Origin of the sequence: Streptomyces spiramenti, assembly GCF_012034385.1 — a bacterium.
GTDB lineage: Bacteria > Actinomycetota > Actinomycetes > Streptomycetales > Streptomycetaceae > Streptomyces > Streptomyces spiramenti.
In genome coordinates this window covers 11,443-34,255 of record NZ_JAAVJB010000033.1, presented here as the reverse complement: position 1 = coordinate 34,255, position 22,813 = coordinate 11,443, and the positions used below count along the sequence as shown (strand labels likewise).

General features: G+C 71.5%; 21 protein-coding genes and 1 CRISPR repeat array. Of the genes, 12 read left to right on the top strand and 9 right to left on the bottom strand.

Features of this window, described 5'->3' with window-relative positions:
- Positions 1-549 precede the first annotated feature (549 nt).
- Complete coding sequence (locus HCJ92_RS07010) at positions 550-786, top strand: DUF397 domain-containing protein (RefSeq protein WP_167932567.1); 237 nt, start codon at positions 550-552, stop codon at positions 784-786.
- A 297-nt stretch (positions 787-1,083) separates the two neighbouring features.
- On the opposite strand, the gene HCJ92_RS07005 is transcribed toward HCJ92_RS07010, so the two are convergent.
- Positions 1,084-1,563 carry an ATP-binding protein gene (locus tag HCJ92_RS07005; protein ID WP_167932566.1) on the bottom strand — a complete coding sequence of 160 codons (480 nt, stop codon included), beginning with the start codon at positions 1,561-1,563 and terminating at the stop codon, positions 1,084-1,086.
- Between the two features lie 330 nt (positions 1,564-1,893).
- Between HCJ92_RS07005 and HCJ92_RS07000 the strand changes: the two genes are divergently transcribed.
- The 6 genes from HCJ92_RS07000 (at position 1,894) to HCJ92_RS06975 (ending at position 8,663) form a co-directional block, all read left to right on the top strand.
- Positions 1,894-2,730 (top strand): helix-turn-helix domain-containing protein, encoded by an 837-nt coding sequence (locus HCJ92_RS07000; RefSeq protein WP_167932572.1) that lies wholly within the window; start codon positions 1,894-1,896, stop codon positions 2,728-2,730.
- Between the two features lie 56 nt (positions 2,731-2,786).
- A complete protein-coding gene (locus tag HCJ92_RS06995) occupies positions 2,787-4,259 on the top strand; it encodes an aldehyde dehydrogenase family protein (protein WP_167932565.1) in 1,473 nt (490 codons plus the stop codon).
- A 466-nt stretch (positions 4,260-4,725) separates the two neighbouring features.
- On the top strand, positions 4,726-5,730 hold the full coding sequence (locus HCJ92_RS06990) for an ABC transporter substrate-binding protein (protein ID WP_167932564.1): 1,005 nt from the start codon (positions 4,726-4,728) through the stop codon (positions 5,728-5,730).
- Between the two features lie 128 nt (positions 5,731-5,858).
- Complete coding sequence (locus tag HCJ92_RS06985; RefSeq protein WP_167932546.1) at positions 5,859-6,833, top strand: iron chelate uptake ABC transporter family permease subunit; 975 nt, start codon at positions 5,859-5,861, stop codon at positions 6,831-6,833.
- A gap of 145 nt (positions 6,834-6,978) precedes the next feature.
- A complete protein-coding gene (locus HCJ92_RS06980) occupies positions 6,979-7,908 on the top strand; it encodes an iron chelate uptake ABC transporter family permease subunit (protein WP_338054061.1) in 930 nt (309 codons plus the stop codon).
- The gene (locus HCJ92_RS06975) at positions 7,905-8,663 is read left to right on the top strand and encodes an ATP-binding cassette domain-containing protein (protein WP_167932562.1); all 759 of its coding nucleotides are present in this window, start codon (positions 7,905-7,907) and stop codon (positions 8,661-8,663) included. Before HCJ92_RS06980 ends, HCJ92_RS06975 begins: the two co-directional genes overlap by 4 nt.
- A gap of 72 nt (positions 8,664-8,735) precedes the next feature.
- Here HCJ92_RS06975 and HCJ92_RS06970 read toward each other — a convergent pair whose 3' ends face one another.
- Together HCJ92_RS06970 and HCJ92_RS06965 are read right to left on the bottom strand one after the other, a co-directional pair.
- Positions 8,736-9,242: a nuclear transport factor 2 family protein gene (locus HCJ92_RS06970; RefSeq protein ID WP_338054060.1), complete on the bottom strand. Its 507-nt coding sequence runs from the start codon at positions 9,240-9,242 to the stop codon at positions 8,736-8,738.
- Positions 9,243-9,486: 244 nt separating this feature from the next.
- The gene (locus HCJ92_RS06965) at positions 9,487-9,792 is read right to left on the bottom strand and encodes a hypothetical protein (protein WP_167932561.1); all 306 of its coding nucleotides are present in this window, start codon (positions 9,790-9,792) and stop codon (positions 9,487-9,489) included.
- A 487-nt stretch (positions 9,793-10,279) separates the two neighbouring features.
- Between HCJ92_RS06965 and HCJ92_RS06960 the strand changes: the two genes are divergently transcribed.
- Complete coding sequence (locus HCJ92_RS06960) at positions 10,280-11,506, top strand: helix-turn-helix domain-containing protein (protein WP_167932560.1); 1,227 nt, start codon at positions 10,280-10,282, stop codon at positions 11,504-11,506.
- A 338-nt stretch (positions 11,507-11,844) separates the two neighbouring features.
- Here HCJ92_RS06960 and HCJ92_RS06955 read toward each other — a convergent pair whose 3' ends face one another.
- Entirely contained in the window at positions 11,845-13,182 is a 1,338-nt protein-coding gene (locus HCJ92_RS06955; protein WP_167932559.1) for an NsdA family TPR-like regulatory protein, read from the bottom strand.
- Between the two features lie 285 nt (positions 13,183-13,467).
- On the opposite strand from HCJ92_RS06955, the gene HCJ92_RS25900 reads away from it, so the two are divergent.
- Both HCJ92_RS25900 and HCJ92_RS06950 read left to right on the top strand, forming a co-directional pair.
- Complete coding sequence (locus tag HCJ92_RS25900; protein ID WP_476718357.1) at positions 13,468-13,689, top strand: DUF7848 domain-containing protein; 222 nt, start codon at positions 13,468-13,470, stop codon at positions 13,687-13,689.
- Positions 13,686-13,853 (top strand): hypothetical protein, encoded by a 168-nt coding sequence (locus HCJ92_RS06950; protein ID WP_167932558.1) that lies wholly within the window; start codon positions 13,686-13,688, stop codon positions 13,851-13,853. The genes HCJ92_RS25900 and HCJ92_RS06950 overlap by 4 nt, the downstream gene beginning before the upstream one ends.
- Positions 13,854-14,103: 250 nt before the next feature.
- Here HCJ92_RS06950 and HCJ92_RS06945 read toward each other — a convergent pair whose 3' ends face one another.
- The gene (locus tag HCJ92_RS06945) at positions 14,104-14,730 is read right to left on the bottom strand and encodes a TetR/AcrR family transcriptional regulator (RefSeq protein ID WP_167932557.1); all 627 of its coding nucleotides are present in this window, start codon (positions 14,728-14,730) and stop codon (positions 14,104-14,106) included.
- 149 nt (positions 14,731-14,879) lie between these two features.
- Between HCJ92_RS06945 and HCJ92_RS06940 the strand changes: the two genes are divergently transcribed.
- Positions 14,880-15,638, top strand: coding sequence for an SDR family NAD(P)-dependent oxidoreductase (locus tag HCJ92_RS06940; RefSeq protein WP_167932556.1), 759 nt, complete (start codon positions 14,880-14,882; stop codon positions 15,636-15,638).
- Positions 15,639-15,756: 118 nt separating this feature from the next.
- Positions 15,757-17,432: direct repeats of the CRISPR family, unit length 29 nt; unit sequence CGGACCACCCCCGCTCGCGCGGGGAACAC.
- Between the two features lie 732 nt (positions 17,433-18,164).
- Here the strand turns inward: HCJ92_RS06940 and HCJ92_RS06935 are convergent.
- From HCJ92_RS06935 to HCJ92_RS06925, 3 genes are all read right to left on the bottom strand, one after another.
- A complete protein-coding gene (locus HCJ92_RS06935) occupies positions 18,165-18,464 on the bottom strand; it encodes a hypothetical protein (RefSeq protein WP_167932555.1) in 300 nt (99 codons plus the stop codon).
- Entirely contained in the window at positions 18,449-18,685 is a 237-nt protein-coding gene (locus HCJ92_RS06930) for a hypothetical protein (RefSeq protein ID WP_167932554.1), read from the bottom strand. The genes HCJ92_RS06935 and HCJ92_RS06930 overlap by 16 nt, the downstream gene beginning before the upstream one ends.
- A 481-nt stretch (positions 18,686-19,166) precedes the next feature.
- The gene (locus HCJ92_RS06925; RefSeq protein ID WP_338054059.1) at positions 19,167-20,396 is read right to left on the bottom strand and encodes a helix-turn-helix domain-containing protein; all 1,230 of its coding nucleotides are present in this window, start codon (positions 20,394-20,396) and stop codon (positions 19,167-19,169) included.
- 224 nt (positions 20,397-20,620) lie between these two features.
- Here HCJ92_RS06925 and HCJ92_RS06920 point away from each other — a divergent pair, with 224 nt between their 5' ends.
- On the top strand, positions 20,621-20,911 hold the full coding sequence (locus HCJ92_RS06920) for a hypothetical protein (RefSeq protein WP_245240654.1): 291 nt from the start codon (positions 20,621-20,623) through the stop codon (positions 20,909-20,911).
- A gap of 81 nt (positions 20,912-20,992) precedes the next feature.
- On the opposite strand, the gene HCJ92_RS06915 is transcribed toward HCJ92_RS06920, so the two are convergent.
- Positions 20,993-21,625, bottom strand: coding sequence for an HAD family hydrolase (locus tag HCJ92_RS06915; RefSeq protein WP_167932569.1), 633 nt, complete (start codon positions 21,623-21,625; stop codon positions 20,993-20,995).
- Between the last annotated feature and the right edge of the window lie 1,188 nt (positions 21,626-22,813).

Here is a 22,813-nt window from a genome sequence, read left to right as displayed (position 1 = left end):
CTGTCCAGCGACCCCGTGCCCACCGGGCGCCTACCCTGCGGGCATGTCCAACGAGCAACCGTCCGCAGCCCCCACCACCACCCCCGGCGCCGGGAGGTGGTGCGCGTCCGGGCGGCGGTAGGCGTTCGGTGTGCGCATGTGGTCCGTCCTTGGTCCCGTTCGTCCCCGTCCCAGAGTATCGACGGGGGCGCTCCGCGCCAGGGGGCACGGCGCCGCGCGGCGACCCGGTGGCGCGTCGGACGGCGGTGGGTGTGGGGACGGGGATGCGGCAGGGGCGCGGCGTCCGGACTCGCGTGCCGGCCGGGCGTCCCGGCGCGGGGTGGGGATGAGAGCCGGGTGGCCGTCGGGGCGCGATCGGATGGGAGTCACGCAGGGTGACCGAGTGTCTTGCCCCATTTCGCACCGACTGTGACGGTGTCGCGACCCGGGGTCGTGCACGTGCATACGACCGTGCATCTGCACCTGAACGGGGTTATGATCCCGAGAAGTTGAGCCCCCGGAACCGCTCCGAGGGCCCGTGGACCTTCCGCCTGACCAGGGGAGTGACCCGTGGCCGAGACGTATGACGCCCCGCTCGCGCACCAGTTGCGCGACGCCGCCTGGATCAAGAGCAGCTACAGCAACGGACAGGGCAACTGTGCCGAGTTCGCCCGCCTGCCGGGCGGCGAGATCGCGATGCGCAACTCCCGTTTCCCTGACGGACCGCAGATCGTCTACACCCGCGCCGAGGTCGAGGCCATGCTGCTCGGCGCCAAGGACGGGGAGTTCGACCACCTGCTCGTCTGACGGCGAGTGGGGTCACCCTACGGCGCGATGACCCACCGCCCCGTGTGGCGGAGGTCACCCCAGGGGTGACAGAGCTCTGACCAGGAAGAACCGACCACGAGGCGCCCGGTGTTCCGTGTGTCGCGGCCCCCGGCCGCGCGCTCACCCGGCGGCTCTCGTGTTCCGCCGGTCCGCGCCCGTCGCACGCCCGCGGTAGTAGTGGCGCGACATGTTCGAACCGTTTCGGCCGGGTTCGCGAGCCTCAGGGCGCGAGGGCCCGGCCCCTCTCGCGCCCGGCGGGCCGCCGGGCGCAGGCCATCAGCCGAGCCGGAAGCTCGCCCAGACGACCTTCCCGAGCAGCCCGCTGCCGCGGGTGCGCCAGCCCCAGCCGTCGCTGAAGCACTCCACCAGTTGGAGGCCGCGGCCTCCCTCGTCGGAGAAGCCGGCCTCGTTGACCCGTGGCTCGCCGGTGCTCCGGTCGTGGACCGCGCAGACCAACCGCCGTGAGCTGCACAGCAGTTCCAGCTCGACAGGGGAGTCTCCCGGCTGGAGCGCGTGCGGCTCCGCGCCGTGGCGCAGTGCGTTGGTGACGAGCTCGGAGACGACGAGTCCGACGGGGTCGAACTGCTCGGTCAGCCGCCAGAACGCGAGGGTGTCGCGGGTGAACGTGCGGGCCGAGCGGACCGATTCGAGGCGGCCCGGCAGTCGCAGGGAGGCGGCTCCGGCGAGGCTTCCGGGGTCGATGAGCGGGGCGCGCCGCTCTAACTGAGCGAGAACGGAGACTCCTTCGGTACCCATGGCGCGGCACTCCTGGCGTTCACGTGGCGATATCCACCGGACTGCGCCAGGGCGTGCGTGCCCCCGGCCACCCCCGTGAATCCGGCAAGGTCGTACGGACGCACCGACGCGCAGTGCGTATCAGTCATGCTTCCCAACGTCCCGCGCAAATGCAAGGGCAGATGCACGTGCACGGACAAAAATCGATGCTGTGTAACCGAGCAAGCACACAACGAAGCTCGGAGATGGCACACTTCGGCATGTCGGAACGTGGAAGGACCTGAGCACATGAGTACGCAGCCGTCGTCGGCATCCGGTGAACCGCCGAGCGGTGCCGAGGCCGGTGGCCCCATGGTCCGCCGCATCCTGCTCGGCGCGCAGCTGCGTCGGCTGCGGGAGTCGCGGGGCGTCACCCGGGAGGCGGCGGGCTACTCGATCCGCGCCTCCGAGTCCAAGATCAGCCGCATGGAGCTCGGCCGCGTCAGCTTCAAGCCGCGCGACGTCGCCGACCTGCTCACCCTCTACGGCGTCACCGACGAGACGGAACGCGAGCCGCTGCTCTCCATGGCCCGCACCTCCGGCCTCGCCGGCTGGTGGCACAGCTACCACGACGTGCTGCCCGGCTGGTTCCCGACCTTCGTCGGCCTGGAAGAGGCCGCCAACGACATCCGCACCTACGAGGTCCAGTTCATTCCCGGGCTGCTCCAGTCCGAGGAGTACGCCCACGCCGTCGTCACCAGCAACTTCCCGGAGCTGTCGCGTGCGGAGGTGGACCGGCGGGTCGGGCTGCGCATGGGCCGCCAGAAGCTGCTGCTGTCGGAGAACGCACCGCAGTTGCACTGCGTCCTCGACGAGGCCGCGCTCCGACGCGCCTACGGCGGGTCCGAGGTGATGCGGGCCCAACTCGCGCTGCTGGTGCAGCTGTCGGAGCGCGACAACGTCACCCTCGGCGTGATCCCCTTCTCCCACGGCGGACACGCCGGGGTCGCCGGGGCGTTCGTCCTGCTCTCGTTCGCGGAGGCGGAGATCGCGGACGTCGCGTACGTCGAGGAACTCACCAGCGCCCTCTACCTGGACAAGCCCGAGGACACCACCGCCTACCGCCGGGCGTTCGACGGGCTCAGCGGTGCCGCGCTCGACCCGGCGGCGACGCGTCGCCTGCTCCACGAGATCGCCCAACAGCTCTAGTATCGGCGGCAGATGGCGTCGCGCCATCCTTGAGCCGTAGCTGTGCTGGGGGCATCATGTCGCCGTTTCCCGCGTGGGTGGAGCCGTTCGCCGCGCAGCAGTTCCTCGCGGGTGCCTGGCGAACGGGCACCGGCGGGTGGGATGTCGTGGACTTCGACCCCTGGACGGGCGCGAAGCTGACCAGCATCACCGTCGCCACCGCCGTCGAGGTGGACACCGCCTACCTGGCCGCCGAGCAGGCGCAGCGCGACTGGGCCGTCACCGGACCCCACGAGCGCCGGGCGGTGCTGCTGCGGGCGGCGAAGGTCCTGGGCGAGCGCGAGGCGGAGATCCTCGACGCCATGACCACCGAACTCGGCGCGACCCGGTGGCGGGCGGCCCACGAGGTCGCGCTGGCGCGCGACTTCCTCGACGAGGTGGCTCAACTCCCCCTGCGTTCCGAGGGGCGTGTGGTGCCCTCCACGGTCGACGGCAAGGAGAACCACGTGACGCGGGTGCCGTGCGGCACCGTCTGCGTCATCGGCCCCTCCACGTTCCCGCTGCTGCTCGCGCTCAAGCCCGTCGCCGCCGCGCTGGCGCTCGGCAACGCGGTGGTCCTCAAGCCGCACCAGGCGGCCCCGGTCTGCGGCGGCGTGGTCATCGCCCGGCTGCTGGAGGAGGCGGGGCTGCCGCCGGGGCTGTTGAGCGTCCTCACCACCGATGTGGCGGAGGTCGGCGACGCGTTGATCGAGCACCGCGTGCCGCAGGTGGTCTGCTTCACCGGCTCCGAGGAGAGCGGGCGCCACGTCGCTGCCGTCGCCGGCCGCAACCTCAAGCGCGCCGTGCTGGAGACGGGCGGCACCAGTTCCCTCCTCGTCCTGGACGACGCCGACCTCGACCGGGCGGCCGAGGCCGCCGTCTTCAGTCGGTTCCTCGACGCCGGGCGGCTCTGCATGTCCGCCTCCCGCGTCCTGGTGGACCGGGCGGTCCTGGAGCCGTTCACGGAGCGGTTGCTGGCCCGGGTGACGGCGCTGCGCGCCGGGGACCCGCGGGACCCGGGGGTCCAGGTGGGGCCGCTGATGGCGGCGAGGGACGCGGAGCGGCTCGACGTGGACGTCAGGGCGGCGGTCGCGGCGGGGGCCAGGATGCTGGTCGGCGGCGCGCGGGCGGGGAACCTGCTGCCGCCCACGGTGCTGACCGACGTGCCCGCCGGAGCGGCGCTGCTGCACCGGGAGATCTTCGGTCCGGTGGTGGTGGTGCGCGGGTTCACAGGGGAGGACGAGGCCGTCCGGGTCGCCAACTCCACCACCAACGGGCTGAGCGGTGCGGTCTTCACCCGTGACGTCCGCCGCGGCCTGCGGGTGGCGCAGCGGATCGAGTCGGGTGTCGTGCACGTCAACGACGCCACCCTCGCCGACGAGCCGCTGGTGCCGTTCGGCAGCGAGAAGCGGTCGGGTCTCGGCAGGCTCAACGGCGAGGCGATGGTCGACGCGTTCACCACCGCCAAGTGGATCTCCGTCCGTCACGGGCACGGCACCTACCCGCTCTGAGACGTACGTCCGCGCGGCCCCGCTCCCGGGGCTGTCCGGGTCTCCCCGTGCGCAGCCGCACGCGCCGAGCCGTCGGACTTCCCCGCGCCGGGGCACCTCCCCGCGCCGCCGCGCTTCCAGCGCCCGCCCCTGCGTTGTCGCCGCACCGTTCCGCGCCGCGCTCCTCCGTGGAGGGTCGTGCACCGCAGGGGCGGTGGTCCTCCCGTACTGCTCCGGTCGTGCGGACCGTGGCCGGATCGTGTCCCGGGGTCCTTCTCGCGCCCTCCCGTGTCGCGCGGTGCAGCCAACTCACGCTTCCAGTAACCCGGTTGAGTCGATCCCGGACGGGCCGGTGCGGTGCTCACGTCCCGTCGGTGGTGCCCGGGGCGCCCGTGGCGGAGCTGTGGAGATGTTGACCCGAAAGTATGGTTAGCCTAACCTAAGTTCGCGCCGGTCGGCGCTGCTTCTTGTCTCTGATTGGTTGGGTATGTCTCGATTCGTGCTGGGTAGGTCGAAGGTCGCCGTCACGTCCGGAGCGGTCGCCGCCGCGCTGCTGCTCTCCGCCTGCGGCAGCGACGACTCCGGCTCGGACGGGGACGCGGGCAGCGACAGCGCCGGCGAGTCCACCACCATCACCGTCGAGGCGACCAACGGTTCCATCGAGGTCCCCGTCGAGCCCCAGCGCGTCGTCGCCCTCGACAACACCTCGATGCAGACCCTGAAGGCGTTCGGTGTCGAACCCGTCGCCGTACCCAAGCCGTTGATCGCCAACATCCCCGAGGTGCAGGACTGGCACGGCGACGACTCGATCCTCGACGCCGGCCTTCACCACGAGCCGCAGCTGGAGGCCGTCAGCGAGGCCGAGCCGGACCTCATCATCGGCGGCTACCGCTTCTCCGAGTACACCGACGACCTGGAGAAGATCGCCACCACCATCGAGATCACCCCGGGCCAGGAGTCCCCCGAGGCGTGGGTCGAGGGGCTGAAGAACCAGACCGAGATCCTCGGCGAGATCTTCAACAAGCAGGACGAAGCCGCCGCCATCATCGAGGAGTTCGACGCCGCGGTCGCCGCGGCCACCGAAGCCACCTCGGGCGAGACCGTCTTCCTCGGCGCCGCGGGCGGCGGGAACATCGACAACGGCGCCGGCCGCATCGGCCGCATCATCGCCCCGCTCGACCTCAGCGACGTCTTCGCGGACGAGGACCTCGACTCCGGCGCCCACCACAACGACTCCGGCCTCGCGCCCGAGACCGTCGCCCAGTTCGACCCCGAGTGGCTGATCGCCTTCGACTTCGACGCCGCCACCGGCACCGAGGGCGCCAGCCCCGCCCGGGAGCTCATCGACAGCCAGGAGGCATGGGCCGACACCACGTTCGTGCAGGAGGACCAGATCATCATCCTCCCCACGCCGTTCTACGTGACCGAGGGCATCCACGCCTACACCGAGGTCTACCGCCAGATCGAGGAAGCCTTCACCGGCACCGCCTGACCGGCCGGACGCGGCACGCGACGCCACCCGTCGCACCGCCGCAGCCGCCGAAACACAGCCGTCGGCCGGGCGAGGCAGCCACGCCCACCCGGCCGACGGCCGTGCGACGGCCACGAAAGGAGACGGTCGTGAAGACCGCCCGGCCGGTCCTGCTGCGGACCGGCGTCGTCGTTGTGCTTCTCGCACTCCTCGCCGCCTCACTGATGACCGGCGGCTACGACATCACCATCAGCCGACTGATCGAGGACCCGGCCGCCCGCGAGATGTTCCTCATCTCGCGCGTACCGCGCACCCTGGCGCTGGTCCTCGCCGGTGTCGCGATGAGCGTGTCCGGACTCATCATGCAGATGGTCACCCAGAACCGGTTCGTGGAGCCCACCACCACCGGCACCGCGCAGTGGGCCGGACTCGGCATCCTGGTCACGCTGATCGTCACACCCGGCGCCGCGCCGCTGACCCGCATGATCGTCGCGAGCTTCTTCGCGATGATCGGCTCACTGGTCTTCCTCGGCGTGCTGCGGCGCGTCGCGCTTCGCTCCTCGCTGATCGTCCCGCTCATCGGCATCATGCTCGGCGCTGTCGTCTCCGCCGTCACCGTCTACCTCGCCGCCACCTTCAACCTGCTCCAGTCCATGTCGGCCTGGCGCTCGGGCGGGTTCAGCGGCATCGTCCGCGGCCACTACGAACCGCTGTGGGTCGTCGGCATCATCACCCTGGCGGTGTTCCTGCTCGCGGACCGGCTGACGGTCGCCGGGCTGGGCGCCGACGTCGCGAAGAACATCGGCGTCAACTACGAGCGGGTCGTGCTGCTGGCGACCGTGCTGGTGGCCGTCGCGACCGGCGTCACCTCGGTCGTCGTCGGCTTCCTGCCGTTCCTCGGACTGATCGTCCCCAACATCGTCTCGATGCTGCGCGGCGACAACGTCCGCGGCAACCTGCCGTGGGTCGCCGCGCTGGGAGCCGCGCTGATCCTCGCCTGCGACCTCGTCGGCCGGACCGTCGTCGCCCCCATGGAGATCCCCGTCTCCGTCGTCCTCGGCGCGATCGGCGCCGCCGTCTTCATCGCACTTGTCCTGAGGCAGCGCCGCCATGCCAGTTTCTGAACAACCGCCGCCCGCCGAGCCGCAGTCGGCGACCGGGCGCGTCGCCCCCGCTTCCCGCCGGGGCGACCGGGGAGAGCCGCCGCCCTCGCGCTGCCGGCGCCGTCCCCGACTGCCCCGGTTCACCGCGCCACCGCCCGGTGCCCGCGTGGCGATCGTCGGCGTCCTCGTCGTGGTCGCCGCCGTCTGCTACCTGCTGCTGTTCATCCGCGGCAGCTTCCAGTTCGCCTTCGACCGTCGCCTGACGACGCTCGGCACCATGGTCGTCGTCGCCTTCGCGCACGCCATCGCCACCGTCGTCTTCCAGACCGTCACCAGCAACCGCATCCTCACCCCGTCGATCATGGGGTTCGACTCGCTGTACGTGATGATGCAGACCGCGATGGTCTTCGTCTTCGGCGGCTCCGCCCTCGCCAGGACCGACGGGCTGCCCAAACTCGTCGTACAGACCGTGCTGATGGTGCTCTTCGCGGTGCTGCTCTACCGCTGGCTCTTCGCGGGCAGGTTCGCCAACCTGCACCTGCTGCTCCTCGTCGGCGTCGTCCTGGGTCTCGCCTTCGAGAGCCTCTCGTCGTTCCTGCAACGGCTCCTCTCCCCGACCGACTACGACATGCTGTCGGTCCGGCTCTTCGGCCGGATGAGCAACAGCGACGGCAGCTACCTGCCGCTCGCCTTCGCCGTCTGCCTGGTGGTCGGCGCGGTCGTCTGGCACCGCCGCCACCGGCTCGACACCCTGCTCCTCGGCCGCGACACCTCGGTCGGTCTCGGCGTGGACCACAAACGCGAACTCACCGTGCTGCTGGTGCTGGTCGCCGTGCTCGTCGCTTTCGCCACCGCGCTGGCCGGGCCCATGACCTTCTTCGGGTTCCTCGTCGCGACCCTCGCCTACCAGCTCACCGGAACCCACGAACACCGCCACGTCCTGCCGATGGCGTTCCTGCTCGGGCTGTTCACCCTCGTCGCGGGCCAGTTCCTGATGCAGCACGTGTTCTACGCCGCCGGATTCCTCACGGTGATCATCGAGTTCGTCGGCGGCATCGTCTTCCTCGTCCTGCTCCTGCGGAAGGGCACCCTGTGATCCAGTTCAGCGACCTCCACAAGGCATACCAGGGCGACACCGTGCTCGGTCCGGTCACCGGCGCCATCGAGAAGGGCGGCATCACCTCGATCGTCGGTCCCAACGGCGCGGGGAAGTCCACCCTGCTCACGATGATGGGCCGGCTGCTCGACCCCACCGGCGGCCGGGTCACCATCGAGGGCCGGGACGTCTTCACCACCAAGTCCCGTGAGATGGCACAGCAGTTGTCCATCCTGCGGCAGGAGAACCAGTTCACCGCCCGGCTGCGCGTCCGCGAGCTCGTGGCCTTCGGCCGGTTCCCGCACTCGCAGGGGCGGCTCACCGAGGACGACCACCGGCACGTCGGCGAGGCGCTGGAGTTCCTCAGCCTCACGCAGCTCGCCGACCGCTACCTCGACCAGCTCTCCGGCGGCCAGCGGCAGCGCGCCTACGTCGCCATGGTCCTCGCCCAGGACACCGACTACGTGCTGCTCGACGAACCGCTGAACAACCTCGACATGAAGCACTCCGTGCTCATGATGCGCCAACTCCGGCGCGCTGCCGACGAACTCGGCCGGACCATCGTGCTGATCATCCACGACATCAACTTCGCCGCCGCCCACTCCGACCGCATCATGGCGCTGCGCGACGGCGAGATCGTCACCACGGGGACCATCCCGGAGATCATGCGCGACGAGGTGCTGACGGACGTCTTCGACACTCCCGTCTCCGTCCTGGAGGTGGACGGCCGCCCGGTGGCCGTCTACTACAGCTGAGCTGAGCGGAGCGGGGCGGGGCGGGCCTGCGTGCAGGTGACCGTGGCGCCCGGGGGCGCCCCGCTCGGCCGGTCAGCCCTCGGGGACCGGCGTGCCCTGGTGGTAGTACATCCGCCAGCCGGCCGATTCGTCCCGCCTGCGCCACACCGAACTGCGGCGGGCGCGGCGGCCCGCGTAGACGGTCTCGTAGGTGAGGTGCACCAGTCCGGGCGCCAGCTCCACGCCCGTCATGCCGCGCGGACCGTCCCCGCCGCCGTCCGGGTCGTCCGTCGCGTCGGTCGCGTCGGTCGCGTCGGTCGCGCCCGCGCCGGCCGTCGCGGCCTTCGCGTCCGGCTCGGCGGTCACCGCGCTGCCGCCCGGCAGCTCCGGCATCCGGGGAAGTGCGTCAAGCATCGCCGCACGGTCGTAGCGACGCCCGGACGCGCCGACCTCCGTGAACTCGGGGTCGAGCAGCGCGGCGACCCGCTCGCGCGACCGCCGCACCTCGGGGCGCAACAGCTCCAGCTCAGCCGCCACAGCAGCGGCGACGGCGTCGCCGTGGTCCGCGCCGCCGGTTCGCGGTTCCACCTCACGTCTCACACGGCCATCCTGAGCCGCCCCGCCCGGGACGGCAAACAGGGGGCGCGGGAGACCACCCCACGCCCCCCCACGATGTGCCGCGCCGACAGCGCGGCCGACCGTCACCCGGGCCGCCCCGCCCACTCCGCCCCCCGTCCGGTGCCGACCGCCCATGCCGTCCGCCCGTACCGGCACGAGCCGGTCGCTGCGGTTGTCGGACGCTGCGGTGCGCGGTCCGGCAAGGGACCGCGCGGACCCGACTCGGTCAGCTACGGCCGGTGGCCGTGCCGAGCAGCGTGATCCGTCGGCGGCCGAGGTAGCGGGCGATGCCGTAGGCGAGGGCGGCTGCCAGCAGCACCGCGCCCGCCGCGTAGTAGAGGGTGCCCGCCGGGGGAGCGGTCGCGGCGGCCGAGACCTCCTCGCCGACCCCCCGCCCGGTTCCGGTGACCAGCGCGCCGGCGGCGCCCAGGGTCAGCATGACCGCCAGCAGCGTCACCATCAGGGAACGCAGCGCCGCTCGACTGTCGATGCGCCGCCGTCGCCGGGCGGCGGGGGTGGTGTCGCTGGCCACAGGGAAACTCCTCACCGTATCCGTCACTCTTCCTCGCCGCTCGGGCCCGCCGGCAGGGGCGGTCCGGACGGCACCAGGAGTCCTGCTACCCGGTGGGCGGCGCGCCACTCTGGGGACCCCAGAGATCACGCCGCCGGAGCGAACTTCTCCGGCCACTTCCGGCGATACCGCGCCCGGGGCGCGCACGCCGGGCGCGCGAGTAGCGCCCGACCGGGCGGGCTCGTGCGCAGCCGCCCGTCGCCACCCGGCGGTGGCCGGGTCAACCGGTTCGCCGACGCCGCTCGGGTAGGTCGGCGGACTCCCCGCTCCCGCGCCGAGGCCGCGCCCCTGCGCGCCGGGCGCGGGAAGCCCGGAGGGGAACCCGTCGTGCCACGGGACGCACGGTGCGCACATCGGCCGCCGGGCCACACCTCCCGGTACAACGCTGTTCGAGAGTTCGGGAGTTGCCGCTGGGTACCGTCCTGGAGGTCGAAGTCAGGACGAGTGGATGGGGAGCAGAATGCGCGACGGCGACTTGCACATCGGCGCCCGGATCGCCGAGCAGCGCCGGTTGGCGCACCTCACCGGGCGCGGGCTGGCGCAGCGGGCCTCCGTCTCCTACAGCCTGCTGTCGAAGGTCGAGTCCGGGAACCGCCCCGCGTCGCCCGCCCTCGTCGCGGCGGTGGCGCGCGCCCTCCACATCGAGGCCAGCACGCTGATGGGTCAGCCCTTTCAGGACGACCAGCGCGACGCCAGGTACGAGGCGCCGTTGGCCGCGGTCCGGGCCGCGCTGGAGAACTGGGACGTGCCGCTGGAACCCCAGACGGCGCCCCGGCCACTGCGCGAGGTGCACCGGGACGTGCAGCGCATGAACGACATCCGCCGCGGCGCCGACTACCTCACCGTCCTCAGCGGGACGCCACCACTCATCGAGGAACTCGTGCATCATTCGCACCACTTGGAGGGCCGCGAGCTGGAACGCCTGCACCGGGCGCTGGCGTTCGCCTACCGCTGCGTCCACGACGCGACCCACAAGCTGGGCCACCTCGACCTGTCCAACATCATCCTGGCGCGGATGGTGTCCAGCGCTGAGAGGTCCGGCGATCCGTATCTCGTGATGCTGACCGGTTTCCTGCGGGCGCAGTCCTGCTTCTCCACCGGGCGGCACGACATCGGGCTGCGCCTCATGGAGCAGTGCCTCGCTGACGTGGCGCCGGCGGCCGACCGGGGTGAGACGCCCGCGCTGTGCGTGCAGGGCAACCTCCGGCTGCGGGCCACGATCCTCGCCGCGCGCACCGCACCGGGCGTGAAGGCGGCGGCGGACGCCGCCCGCGCGCACTGGGACGAGGCGTGGGCGACCGCGCGCCGCCTCGGCGGCGAGACCACCAACTACCTACTCTCGTACGGCCCTTCCAACGCACTGGTCCACCAGGTGGCGCTGGAGGTCGAGGTGGGGGAGTACGGCCGGGCGCTGCGCCTGGCGGCCGACGTCCACCTCGACGCCGGGTTCGCACGGCGGTACCCGGACCGGGTCAGCCACCACCTGATCGACATCAGCCGCGCCCAGTTGTGGACGGGGGACCGCGCCGGGGCGTACGAGTCGCTGCGCCAGGCGCGCGCCGCCGCGCCGCAACAGGTGCGGTTCCATCCCCAGGCACGGGACACCGTCCGCGCGCTGCGCCGCGCCGCCGACCGCGAGGGCGTCGGCGCGATGGCCCGCTGGATGGGCGTCTGACAGAACAAGCCCGGTTGCGAACAGAAGGCGACAACTGCGGTCAAGAGGAAGGTGTTTCACAAACTGTGAAACACCGCCCGGCCGCCACCCGCCACTCTGGTGACCTTACGTGTTCCTGCTGTCACGGGAGTGATGATGCCCGAGCCGATTCCCTGGCCGGAGGGAACCCCGGAGCACATCCGGCGTCCCATTCCGCCGCTCTGTCCGACCTGCAACCGCATCCACCCACCGGCCCCCCACCCCGACCCCGCCGACGACTGACGCCGACCCATGATGGCGGCGGCTGTCGGCGGCGGCTGTCGCCCGCTCCGCCGCTCGGGGGCAGAAGCTTCCTGGTCTCAGGCGGCCTTCGCCGCCGCGACCTCCGTCGCCTGGTCCAGTAGCTGCCGCACCGGGCGGGCGGCGCGATGCGGCCGGACCGCCGCCCGCAGCTCGCGGAGGTGCTTGTCGCCCCGTCCGGTGCTGACGCGCTGGTAGTGGTCGAGGAAGTGCGTCCAACTGGCGCAGGCCGCGTCGAGATGTCCGAGCCTGAGTTGCCGCTTCGCCAGCACGGCGTGAGCGTGCATCCGGCCTTGGCGTTCCTGCGGCTGCTGCACCCTGATCGACTCCTCGATCGCCCGGATACTCCCCGGCAGATCGGCCAGTTGCTCGCGGACCTGGCCGACGTGGAACAGATAGGCGGTGCGGTCGTATCCTCCGATGTGCTCGCGCTGCTCGTCGGCGCGTGACAGTGCGGCCTCGGCGGCGGCCAGGCGGTCGAGGGCATGCCGACGGTCACCGGTCATCGCGGCGGCGTGCGCCTGCTGCCCCCTCAGGAACGCGGTCAACCGCGGTGAGGCGACCGGGGCGGCTTCGGCGGCGGAATCCGCCAGCGTGAGCGCCAGGTGACCGTGGTGCAGGCTGGTCGCCTGGAGGCTCATACCGCGCAGAGTCCGGCAGTAGGTGACGTGGTCGTCCGCGGCGGCTGCGAGTTCGAGGGCCTTCACGTAGTAGCGCTGCCCGAGACGATGGGCATCGCCGTACATGGCCATCCAGCCGGTGAGGTAGACGAGATCAGCGGCAGCCGAGCGCATCGCCCGGCTCGTGTCCTCCGTGGCACCCGCCCGCAGGTACGGGCCGACGGTGTTCGCCAGGAAAGCGGCGGCCATGGGCCGGGCGTGCCCCTCGCCCAGCTCATCGAGGATGTCCGCGATCCGCTCCGTCATCAGCCGCACGGTCTCGACCTCGGCCGCCCCGATCCGACTGGTGCGTCCCGACGAGACGGCGTGGGAGCGGGCGGCAAGTTCGGCGAACTCCGGTGGCATCGCCGCGGCTTCGAAGACGCCCGCGGCGAGGGCCGGACGGCGGCCCGGGTCGCTGTCGGCGGTCCCTATGTCGATCAGCTCCTCGACCAGCCCGCCCCAGGTGCTTCCGGCTGACGGCGGAAAGCCGGCCTCCACTGCGCTGACCGGTCGGCGGAGCCGGCGCGACAGCGCCTCGCAGACGAGGGGCCGTACGGCCGCACGCGGCACCGTTCCCGCGATCCAGTGCGAGACGGCCGACTGGTCGTACGTGAGCTCCTGGCCGTGCTCCCGCCCCACGCGGTTGACCGCCCGGGCGAGTTGGGTGCGCGTCCAGCGAGCCTGGTCGATGAGGTCCGCGAGCCGTGCGTTGGGCACGCGAGTGGATCTGGCCATGGCGACTCCCGACAGCGTTCATGGCGTTCACGGTCTCTCCGCGTTCTCACGGTATCGCTGTCAGTATCCGGATCGGTTAAATCGGGTGAATCCCCACTGAGGAGCTGATCATGCCCGAGCCGATCGCATGGCCCGAGGGAACGCCGGACCACCTGCGGCGCCCGGTTCCCGGACCGTGCCGGACCTGTGCGCGACTGCACCCGACCGGTGCCACCTCCCTGCCCGAGGCGGTCGAACCGCTAGGTGACTCGGCGGGTGCCCCCCCTGAGCGGCAGGGTCTATCGGATGCGCGCGTACGCGCTGTCCCCTGGTGCTCTCGACGGCTCGTTGCCGCAACTCCACCGAGCACGATGCACCACATGCGGTGCCGCCGGGCCGGGGTCGCCCGGATCGGAAGAGGCGATGCGCCGGCCGCACGACCCTGTCCGCGACCACCCGAGGCATCTTGAGTACGCGGAGGACATCTCCAGGCCGTACCAGCTGACCCCAGGGCGGTGGTTGCCGTGATCTGCCCGCAGTGCGTGGACGCCGGTCGCGAACCGGAAGGGGAACTGGCCATGGTCGCCGTGGTGGAGCAGATGTCCGGGCCCGGCTACACGATGTGGGCCTGCGCCGAGCACGCCGGGCGGCCCGATGCGGAAGCGACCCCGCAGCCGGCACCCGAGCGGTGATCAGCGGGGCCGGCGACCCGCCTGCCCCGGCCCTGACCCGCCGGCCCCCTCAGCGAAGCACCCCGCGAGGCGGAAGCGGCCGCGTTGGCGGCTGGGCGTTCGGGCTCGTGCCCCGGCTCTGACGGGCGCGCGGAGATGCCTGCGTGTCCACCTGGCAGCCCACCGAGGTGGGCGGTCGGGTGGTGCCGTTGTGGAGGTGATCGACCTCCACGACGGCGTCCGCCTGCCGGCCTCGGCTCGGACCGGCAGATCAGTCCCGGGCGTACCGGGCGAGCATGGTGCGGACGGCCTCGTCGACGGCGGTGTCGACCTCGTCGGTGGTGGGGTTCCAGTCGGTCAGCAGCATCCGGGGCCACAGCACGTAGTTGGCGATCATCCCGAGGAACTGGTTCGCCGCGCTCTCGGCGTCGGGGACGTCGGCGTTGCCGGCCTCGTGCTCGGCCTCCAAGTAGCGCTGCACGGAGATGAAGTAGGGCAGCTTGCCGAGTTGGAACTGCATCTGCCCCAGCTCGGGGAAGCGAGGCAGTTCGGCGATGACGATCCGGAACAGCGCCGCCATCGTCGGCCGGCCGATCAGCTCGGCGTAGCGGTGGCCGACGGCTGTCAGCCCGGCGCGGAGGTCCCCGCTCCGCGGCTGGTCGACGGCGTCGGCGTCGTCGCGTTTCCAGGACTCGGTGACGATGGCCTCGAAGAGGGCCGCCTTGGTGGGGAACTGCTTGAACAGGGTGGACTTCGAGACCTCGGCGGCCTCCGCGATCCGCGCCAGCGAGGTGCCGTCGTAGCCGCGCTCCAGGAACAGCGCCGCGGCGGCGGTGGTGATCGCCTCGCGCTTCTGCCGGGCGAGCCTGCGGTGGTGTGCGGAGAGCTCTGCTGCCATGCGTCCCAGTATGCCGCAGTCCCGAGGCGAGTCACTTGACTCGTCTCTCGCGGTGCCCCTACCGTGATGAGTGAAAGGCGAGTCGAGTGACTCGCATCGCATCCGCGGTGCCGACTGACTCCGGCAGCCGCTCGGTGAGGGAGCAGCTCATGACCACCGACAAGATCGCACTGGTAACCGGTGCCAACCGCGGCCTGGGCCGCGCAGCCGCCATCGCCCTGGCCACCCGCGGACTGCGGGTCCTCGTCACCCACCGTGGCGACCCGGCCGAGGCGGAGAAGACGGTGAAGCAGGTGCAGGCGGCGGGCGGAACGGCTGCTGCGCTCCGGCTCGACATCCGTGACGTCGACTCCTTCCCGTCCTTCACCTCCGAGTTGAGTGAGCAGCTGGAGCGCTGGGGCGCCTCGCGGCTCGACGTCCTGGTCAACAACGCGGGAGTGGGGGTCTTCGGGCCGCTGGAGGCGGTCACGGTCGAGGACTTCGACGCCGTGATGGGCACCAACGTCCGGGGGACGTTCTTCCTCACCCAGGCGGTCGCGCCCCTGCTGGCCCAGGGCGGCAGCGTCATCAACGTCTCGACGTCGCTGACCCGCCACACCAGCCCCGCAACCTCGGTCTACTCCGCCTCGAAGGCTGCCGTCGAAGCCCTCAGCCGCACCCTCGCCGGCGAACTCGGCGCGCGCGGAATCCGCGTCAACTCCATCGCCCCCGGGCCGACCGCCACCGACTTCAACGGGGGAGCGATGCGGGACAACGCCGAGATGCGCCAAGTGCTCGCCGGACAGACCGCCTTCGGCCGCGTCGGCGAACCCGAGGAAATCGGCGACGCCATCGCCACCCTGGCCACCGGCGGCCTGCGCTGGGTCACCGCCCAACGCATCGAGGTCTCCGGCGGCGCCCTCCTCTGACCGGCCGCCGCCGGTGGGGGCGGGGGCGGGCTGAGGCCCCCGCGGCGGGGAAGCTCACTTGTTGCCCCCGCTTGCGCGGGGAACACCATCGCTCACCCCCTGGCCGTGCTGCACGCCGCGGACCACCCCCGCTCGCGCGGGGAACACGACTGGTCACCGGAACAGGCAGGCGAACCGCACGGACCACCCCCGCTCGCGCGGGGAACACGCTGCGATGGCTGGTTCTCCCGTGGGGCGCGACGGACCACCCCCGCTCGCGCGGGGAACACGCCTGTCCCTGCTGCGTGGGACGCCGCGGCGCCGGACCACCCCCGCTCGCGCGGGGAACACGACCGGAACCGCGCCGCCTTCATGCCCCGGAGCGGACCACCCCCGCTCGCGCGGGGAACACGATCTGACGATGAATGAGCGGGGCGAGATCGCCGGACCACCCCCGCTCGCGCGGGGAACACAGGACGTCGACCGCGCGCCGGACTCGGATCATCGGACCACCCCCGCTCGCGCGGGGAACACAGCTCGGCCAGCGCCCGGAGTGACTCCTGCACGGGACCACCCCCGTTCGCGCGGGGAACACTCGCTGCGGGCGTCGACCGTGAGGTGACCGCACGGACCACCCCCGCTCGCGCGGGGAACACGCCTGCTCGTCGAGGCGGGGGAAGTCGGCGGGCGGACCACCCCCGCTCGCGCGGGGAACACGTCATCGGCGGCCTCGCCCTCGCCCTGATCGGCGGACCACCCCCGCTCGCGCGGGGAACACACGGGCGGCACCGAGGGACGGCAGGTCGACGCCGGACCACCCCCGCTCGCGCGGGGAACACATGTGGAGGTAGACCCGGTGACCGGTGGTGGTCGGACCACCCCCGCTCGCGCGGGGAACACGAGCCGGACACGCCCTGGATCGCGATGCGGGCCGGACCACCCCCGCTCGCGCGGGGAACACCGCGGGTTGGACCCGGATGCTTTGGTCACTGCCGGACCACCCCCGCTCGCGCGGGGAACACAGACAAGGGAGCGGGGCCATTTGCATTTGTGCCGGACCACCCCCGCTCGCGCGGGGAACACTAGGTGAGCCAGCGCAGCAGGCTGGACACTGTCGGACCACCCCCGCTCGCGCGGGGAACGCGACGTAAAGGTCCGCCGGCGGTGCAACACCAGCGGACCACCCCCGCTCGCGCGGGGAACACCGAGACACCGGTCGCCTCGTAGGCTGCGCGGTCGGACCACCCCCGCTCGCGCGGGGAACACTGGTGCGGGAGATCGAGACGACCGAGCTCGGTCGGACCACCCCCGCTCGCGCGGGGAACACGTGGTCCGAGTTCCAGTGGCGGTGGCCGCGGACGGACCACCCCCGCTCGCGCGGGGAACACCACCCCCGGAACTCCGACGCGCTCTGGTACTGCGGACCACCCCCGCTCGCGCGGGGAACACCCCGACGACGTCCGCGACCGGTTCACCCGGCTCGGACCACCCCCGCTCGCGCGGGGAACACGTCTCAGTGAAGGTTGGTCGTTCTCACTGATGCGGACCACCCCCGCTCGCGCGGGGAACACAGCAGGATCGCGCCCACGTTGTCCTGCACCGGCGGACCACCCCCGCTCGCGCGGGGAACACGAGAGCCGCCAGCCGTTGTCGACCTTGACGGCCGGACCACCCCCGCTCGCGCGGGGAACACACATGACTGCTGCGCTCCTCACCGGCACGCAGCGGACCACCCCCGCTCGCGCGGGGAACACGGCCTGTGTCGTGATCGAGTTCATCGCGGGTCCGGACCACCCCCGCTCGCGCGGGGAACACCCTTCGCGACCTAGGGCGTTAGGAGGGCTTTGCAAATCCTTTGCCATCGGTCGATCGGGTCATACCGGCATCTTGCCAGAGGCGCTGGGCAGTCCGCGGCGCTTCACTCCGCGGGCGGTGCGCGCCGTTCGCCGCAAACGGGGCGCCTCGCGTGTTGAGTTCAGATCAGTGCTGCGCTCCAGGGAGCAGGTCAGGAAGCACGCGTGGCCCGGGGGGCCCGGTGGCGTACACGGGGGCTTTCCGGCGGTCACTTCGTGAGGTCGTCGCTGTCGTCGTGATCCATGGCATCGGCGGAGTTGCCGTCGAGCCCGCTGTGGAGGACTGTGGCACCCAAGTCAGGCCAGTCTGGGCTGAGTCCGCCGCTCGTGGGGACGGCGGATCGTCGGTGGCTGGCGGGAGGCGCGGAATCGGAGAGTAGGACTCGCGTGGCGGCGCCCAGATCGAGGGACCCCTTCGTGGTGTGGGGGCGGCTTGGGGGAAGTTCGGTCTCCTGGGAGGCGGGTGCGGGCAGGCGGTCGAGCGTGAGTGGCGAATTCCGCAGAGAGGCAAGCGGGGCTGGGGCGGGGTCGTCGTCGTGACGGGCGGGCCGGCGTCGGGTGGTGCCGCGCCGGCCGAGGGGCAGCGGGGGAGCCGGGTGGTGGTCACCTCGGCCGGCGCGGGAATGTGGCCGCCCTAGCTAGTAGCCGGGGGCGGGGTGGAGGAGCTGCGGCGACGGCTCGGATGCGGGTGGGGTCAGCGGCGGAGGCGCCGCCACCAGGGCCGGCGAGCCCGCTCCGGCGTGACCGGCGGCGAGAGCGTCATGGCGCGGACGACCGTCATCCGAGCGCCGTGCGGTACTCCGATGCGCCAGGTCCGGCCGCCGAGTTGAACGCCGGCGTAGGTGCGCCGTGCGTCGAGGACTCGCTGTGCTCGGCCTCCGGTGATGACCACGTCACCGACGTGCACCGCCTCGGCCGGCAGCACGACCGGACTGAGGACGGGAGGCAGGTGGCGGCAGACCGGTCGCTGCCGTGACCTCAGGCGTGCGAGCACGTGCAGACGCACCGTTCGAACGTCACGCCGGGCGGGCTGTCGTCCCGGTGCGAGTTGGTCTCCGCGCCCTGCGGTAGGGCATCGGGGCACTCGGCATGCTGACCGATGTGGCACGGAGCAGATCGATACACGCCCGCCGCAGCGTCGGTAAGGCTCTGCCTCCGGTTGAGCTGCGCACTGGTGCGCGCTTCCATGCTGATCACCCCGTCGTCGATGTCCATGCGGTCCCTGGTGCTACGCGTGGTCGATATACCGCTGGGGTGGCGCTTCTTGAGGCTGGCGTGGGCGCCGGGGCGCACGTCCCCGGCACGGCGTTCTCCGCGCACTGAGTGACTCAGGCCGACGGTTGCAGCCCACGTAGCGTTGGCGCCCGAGGGTGTCCGGCCGGTGAGAGTCCGCCGCTGCTCGCACGAGGGGGGCACGGCCCCACTCATGCGACGGTCCGTGCCGACACGGACCTGCACGGGCAGCTCAGCTGAGCGGACCTGTGGCCCGTGGCGCAGGGCGGCGGGACCTGCTTGCGCGTGTGCTCGGGGGCGTCGTAAAGGCCACGGGATGGGCTCGGGCATTTCGGCGGGCTCCTCGGTCGGTGGGTACCCCAAGAACGCTACGATCCGTTTACGCGTCGTAACAGAGACGGGGCGTGCACTTTCGGTTCGCCACTGCGACCGAGAGTGCACGCCCCGTGATCCCTGAGGTGACTTAGGGAGTGTCGAAGAAGGCCGCCAACTCGCGCTGGCGGCTCGTCAAACGGCCTGACGAAGCCAGCACATCCGCGAACGTCTCCGCCGCCATTTGTTGATGCCGCAACCAGTCCGGCGCCTGTTTTGCCAGGCCCGACAGGATGCCCTCGGCCTCTCTCCGCTCTCGCAGCATCATGTGCGAGTGCGCCACGTCCAGCAGGTGCCGGTTCAGCATGTTGCTCGTCGGTGCCTGCCCGGTGCGGGTGATCCGCTCGGAGAGCAGCAGTACCCGCTTAGGGTGTTCGGCGACCGCTGCTGCCTCCGCGGTGGCGAACAGCACTGACGCCGCGGTCAACTTCCCTGTCGCGTAGCGTTCCCCGCCACCGCGCTCTCCGACCGCAGCACCGGCGGAGCGGGTCAGTCGCAGCATCTCCCGGGCCTCGTTCGGCCGATTGTTGCGAGCGGCAGCTGCAGCGGCCTTGTCCCACAGTCGGCCCCATACCGCCAGCTCGTCTCGGCTGGCTCGGGAGATGCGAGGCTCGATCTCCTCCGCGGCCTGGGAAGTCAGCGCCTCCGCCTCGTCGAGGCGGCCCTCGCGGATGAGCGCCCACCCCTGGATGTAGGTGGCCGCGCCACCGAGCAGGGGGGTGCCTGCTGTCCGCGCGTCGCGCAACGCCTCCCGCAGCGCCATGTGTGCCAGGTCGAATGACCTGAGCTGCGTAAGAAACCGCCCGGCCTGGGTCAGCAGGTCTGCGCGGACGCGTAGGGCGTCCGCTGCCTCTCCGGTACCCGAGAAGTGCGCCACGGCGAGGTGTGCCGACAGGAGGAGCGGTGGGAGTAGTTCGGCGACCCGGCCGTAGTCGTTTGCGTGGTACGCCGAGTTCAGTGCCGACGCGGTGGTTCGCAGTCGCTGGACCTCGGGCGCACTGTCGTCCTGCCACAGCAGCCGGCCCGACGGCGTTTCAGGGGGAGCGATTGCGCGACGCAGCGGCACCAGATCCAGCCGGTCCTGGTCGTCGGCACGGCGCCGAGCATGAGGCGGGCCGCTTTCCTCCAGCAGCGCGGAGGTACGCACGCCGAGGGCGCGCGCGATCCGGTGGTACGTCTCCAAGCGCAGGGTGCCGCCCCGCTCGGCCTTCTTGATCAATGACAGCGAGAGCTCGGCGCGGTTGGCGAGGTCTTCCTGGGTGTAGCCGCGGCTCATCCGCGCTCTTTTGAGGCGGTCGCCGGGCAGGGTAGAGTCAGGCACGACATTCCCCGTCCTACTGGTTTTGGTTGGCGCCTGCCAGCATAGGGCGGGGTTTTCGCGTATGTCGTCCCCTTGAGGGGGCACCCCTCGGTCCGACCGCCCCTCGCCTGCGAGTCGAGGAAGCTACCCGCAAGCTCTGCCCCACTGTTCTGATCCAAGATCTGCCAGCTCCCCTGCGATACTTGGACCTTGGACAGCTACGAGGGCACCGTGACGCTTGAGTGGTGGTCAATCGATCGACCTGTCTGGGCGGGCTGCGTGTGGAGGTCGCGGTCCGTGCCGCCGGAGACACCTGGACGTCCGAGGCGACTCTCGAACCTCCCATGGCCGCGGACGACAGGGAGAGATTTGAGCTCCTGATGCAGCTCGATCCGCACTTCACCCTGCGTTTTGACGACGCGAGCACGGTACTGGTCAAGGTCGTCGAAGCAGGAGTCGAGGGACGGCTCATCCTCACCGCGGCTGAGGAAGACACTGCAGGGCCGACCGGAACCAGGCACGCACCGCACCAGTAGCACCACGTGAGGACGCGTTCTGCTACCGGGGCGCCGGACGGTCCACCCCCGCTCGCGTCGGGAGCACGCGCCCGCGTTGATTCAGGCAGGGGCCGGGTCGGGAAGAAGCGAGTCGAGGATGGCGGCCGTACCCGTGGGATCAGTCGTGTGGTGCACGGTGCGGATGCCCAGGGCCTCGGCGGGCGGCAGATTGTGTGCGTGGTCGTCAACGAACACGCACTCGGGACCGCTCAGACCAAGTGCTGCTAGCGCCCGCTGGTAGATGAGCGGCGACGGCTTTCGCACGCCTTCCAGCTCCGACAAGATCACAGCATCGAAGAAGTCTGTCCAGATGCCCTTGTCTTCGTACGGGTTGTAGGGCTCGATGCCGAACGAGTTGCTGAGCATGGCCACCTTGATCCCGGCCGTGCGAGCGCGTTTCGCGGCGGCGACAATCTGAGGCTCCGGGTGCAGATTGGCCAGAGCGCGCCGCATCAGGTCGGTCGAGTCGATGCCGAGGATGCCGCCGATGACTCGGTTCCAGTCTTCCTGCGTTGCCTCACCGACCTCCAGCGCGGCGTAGACCGCAACGCCGTCGGGATGTTCAGTAAGCGCCGCAGAATACGCGCCCGGGGTCAACCCCTCTGCTCGCTCGAACGCCCGCCCGTTCAATCGCATTCGCGTCGTGAGCACGCCGCCGAAGTCGAGGATCAGACCACGGTATGGGACTGGCAAAGCGACCTCCTTGCCGATCTTTCGTGTGCGTAATCGGCCCCCGTTCAACACGGACAGCCTGTCCACTTCGGCGAACGGTCAACCCGTGGTATCGCGCCGACAGCCTTGGTACTGCGCGTCGCCAAGCCCTGCGCGGAAACGTATGCCGCGACTCATGAGTCAGCGACTGCCAGGCGGGGAGCGTTCGGCGCACCGGAAGCCGTCCCGACCGGAGGTGCGGACCACCCCCGCCTGCGCGGGGAGAACCGACGGATCGACCCGGCGAACTGGTACCCCAGCGGACCACCCCCGCCTGCGCGGGGAGAACTGGGGGTCGCGGACTCGCGACCCCCCACCGGCAGGACCACCCCCGCCTGCGCGGGGAGAACAACGCCAACCGGTACGCCCGGGTGAAGGCCAACGGACCACCCCCGCCTGCGCGGGGAACACTGCGGCTCGTCCTCGTAGTCCTCCCGGGCTGCCGGACCACCCCCGCCTGCGCGGGGAACACTTGCTGGGGACACGCAGCACGCGGGCCCGGTACGGACCACCCCCGCCTGCGCGGGGAATACGCGACCGTCCCACTGGTGGGCCCCGGAATGGCGGGACCACCCCGCCTGCGCGGGGAACACCGGCAGCACTCGGAGTCGGGGCACGCTGCCTCCGGACCACCCCGCCTGCGCGGGGAACACGCGATGGACGCCAGCGTCCCGTCGCCGCACGCCGCACGCCGGACCACCCCCGCCTGCGCGGGGAACACACGGGAAACCCGACCGCTGCCGCTGCGGCGGTCGGACCACCCCCGCCTGCGCGGGGAACACGAGGGCGGCGCGGTGGGCACGGCCCAGTGGGGCGGACCACCCCCGCCTGCGCGGGGAACACGTGTCCGTACCAGGCCCTGGCGTTGTCGCTGTTCGGACCACCCCCGCCTGCGCGGGGAACACTCCACGTATGTCTCCGACTCGGCCAGGCGCTCCGGACCACCCCCGCCTGCGCGGGGAACACGCACCGAGGCGCGCGGCGTCCGCCGGGTTGAGCGGACCACCCCCGCCTGCGCGGGGAACACCCTTCGCGACCTGGGGTGTTAGAGGGGCTTTGCAAATCCTTTGCCTGCGGTCGCGGAGGTCATGGCGGCATCTTGTCAGAGTCGACGCGCCCGCGTCCGCTGCCTTCGGCAGCGCCCCGCCCGCACCCCCGCCCGCACGCGCC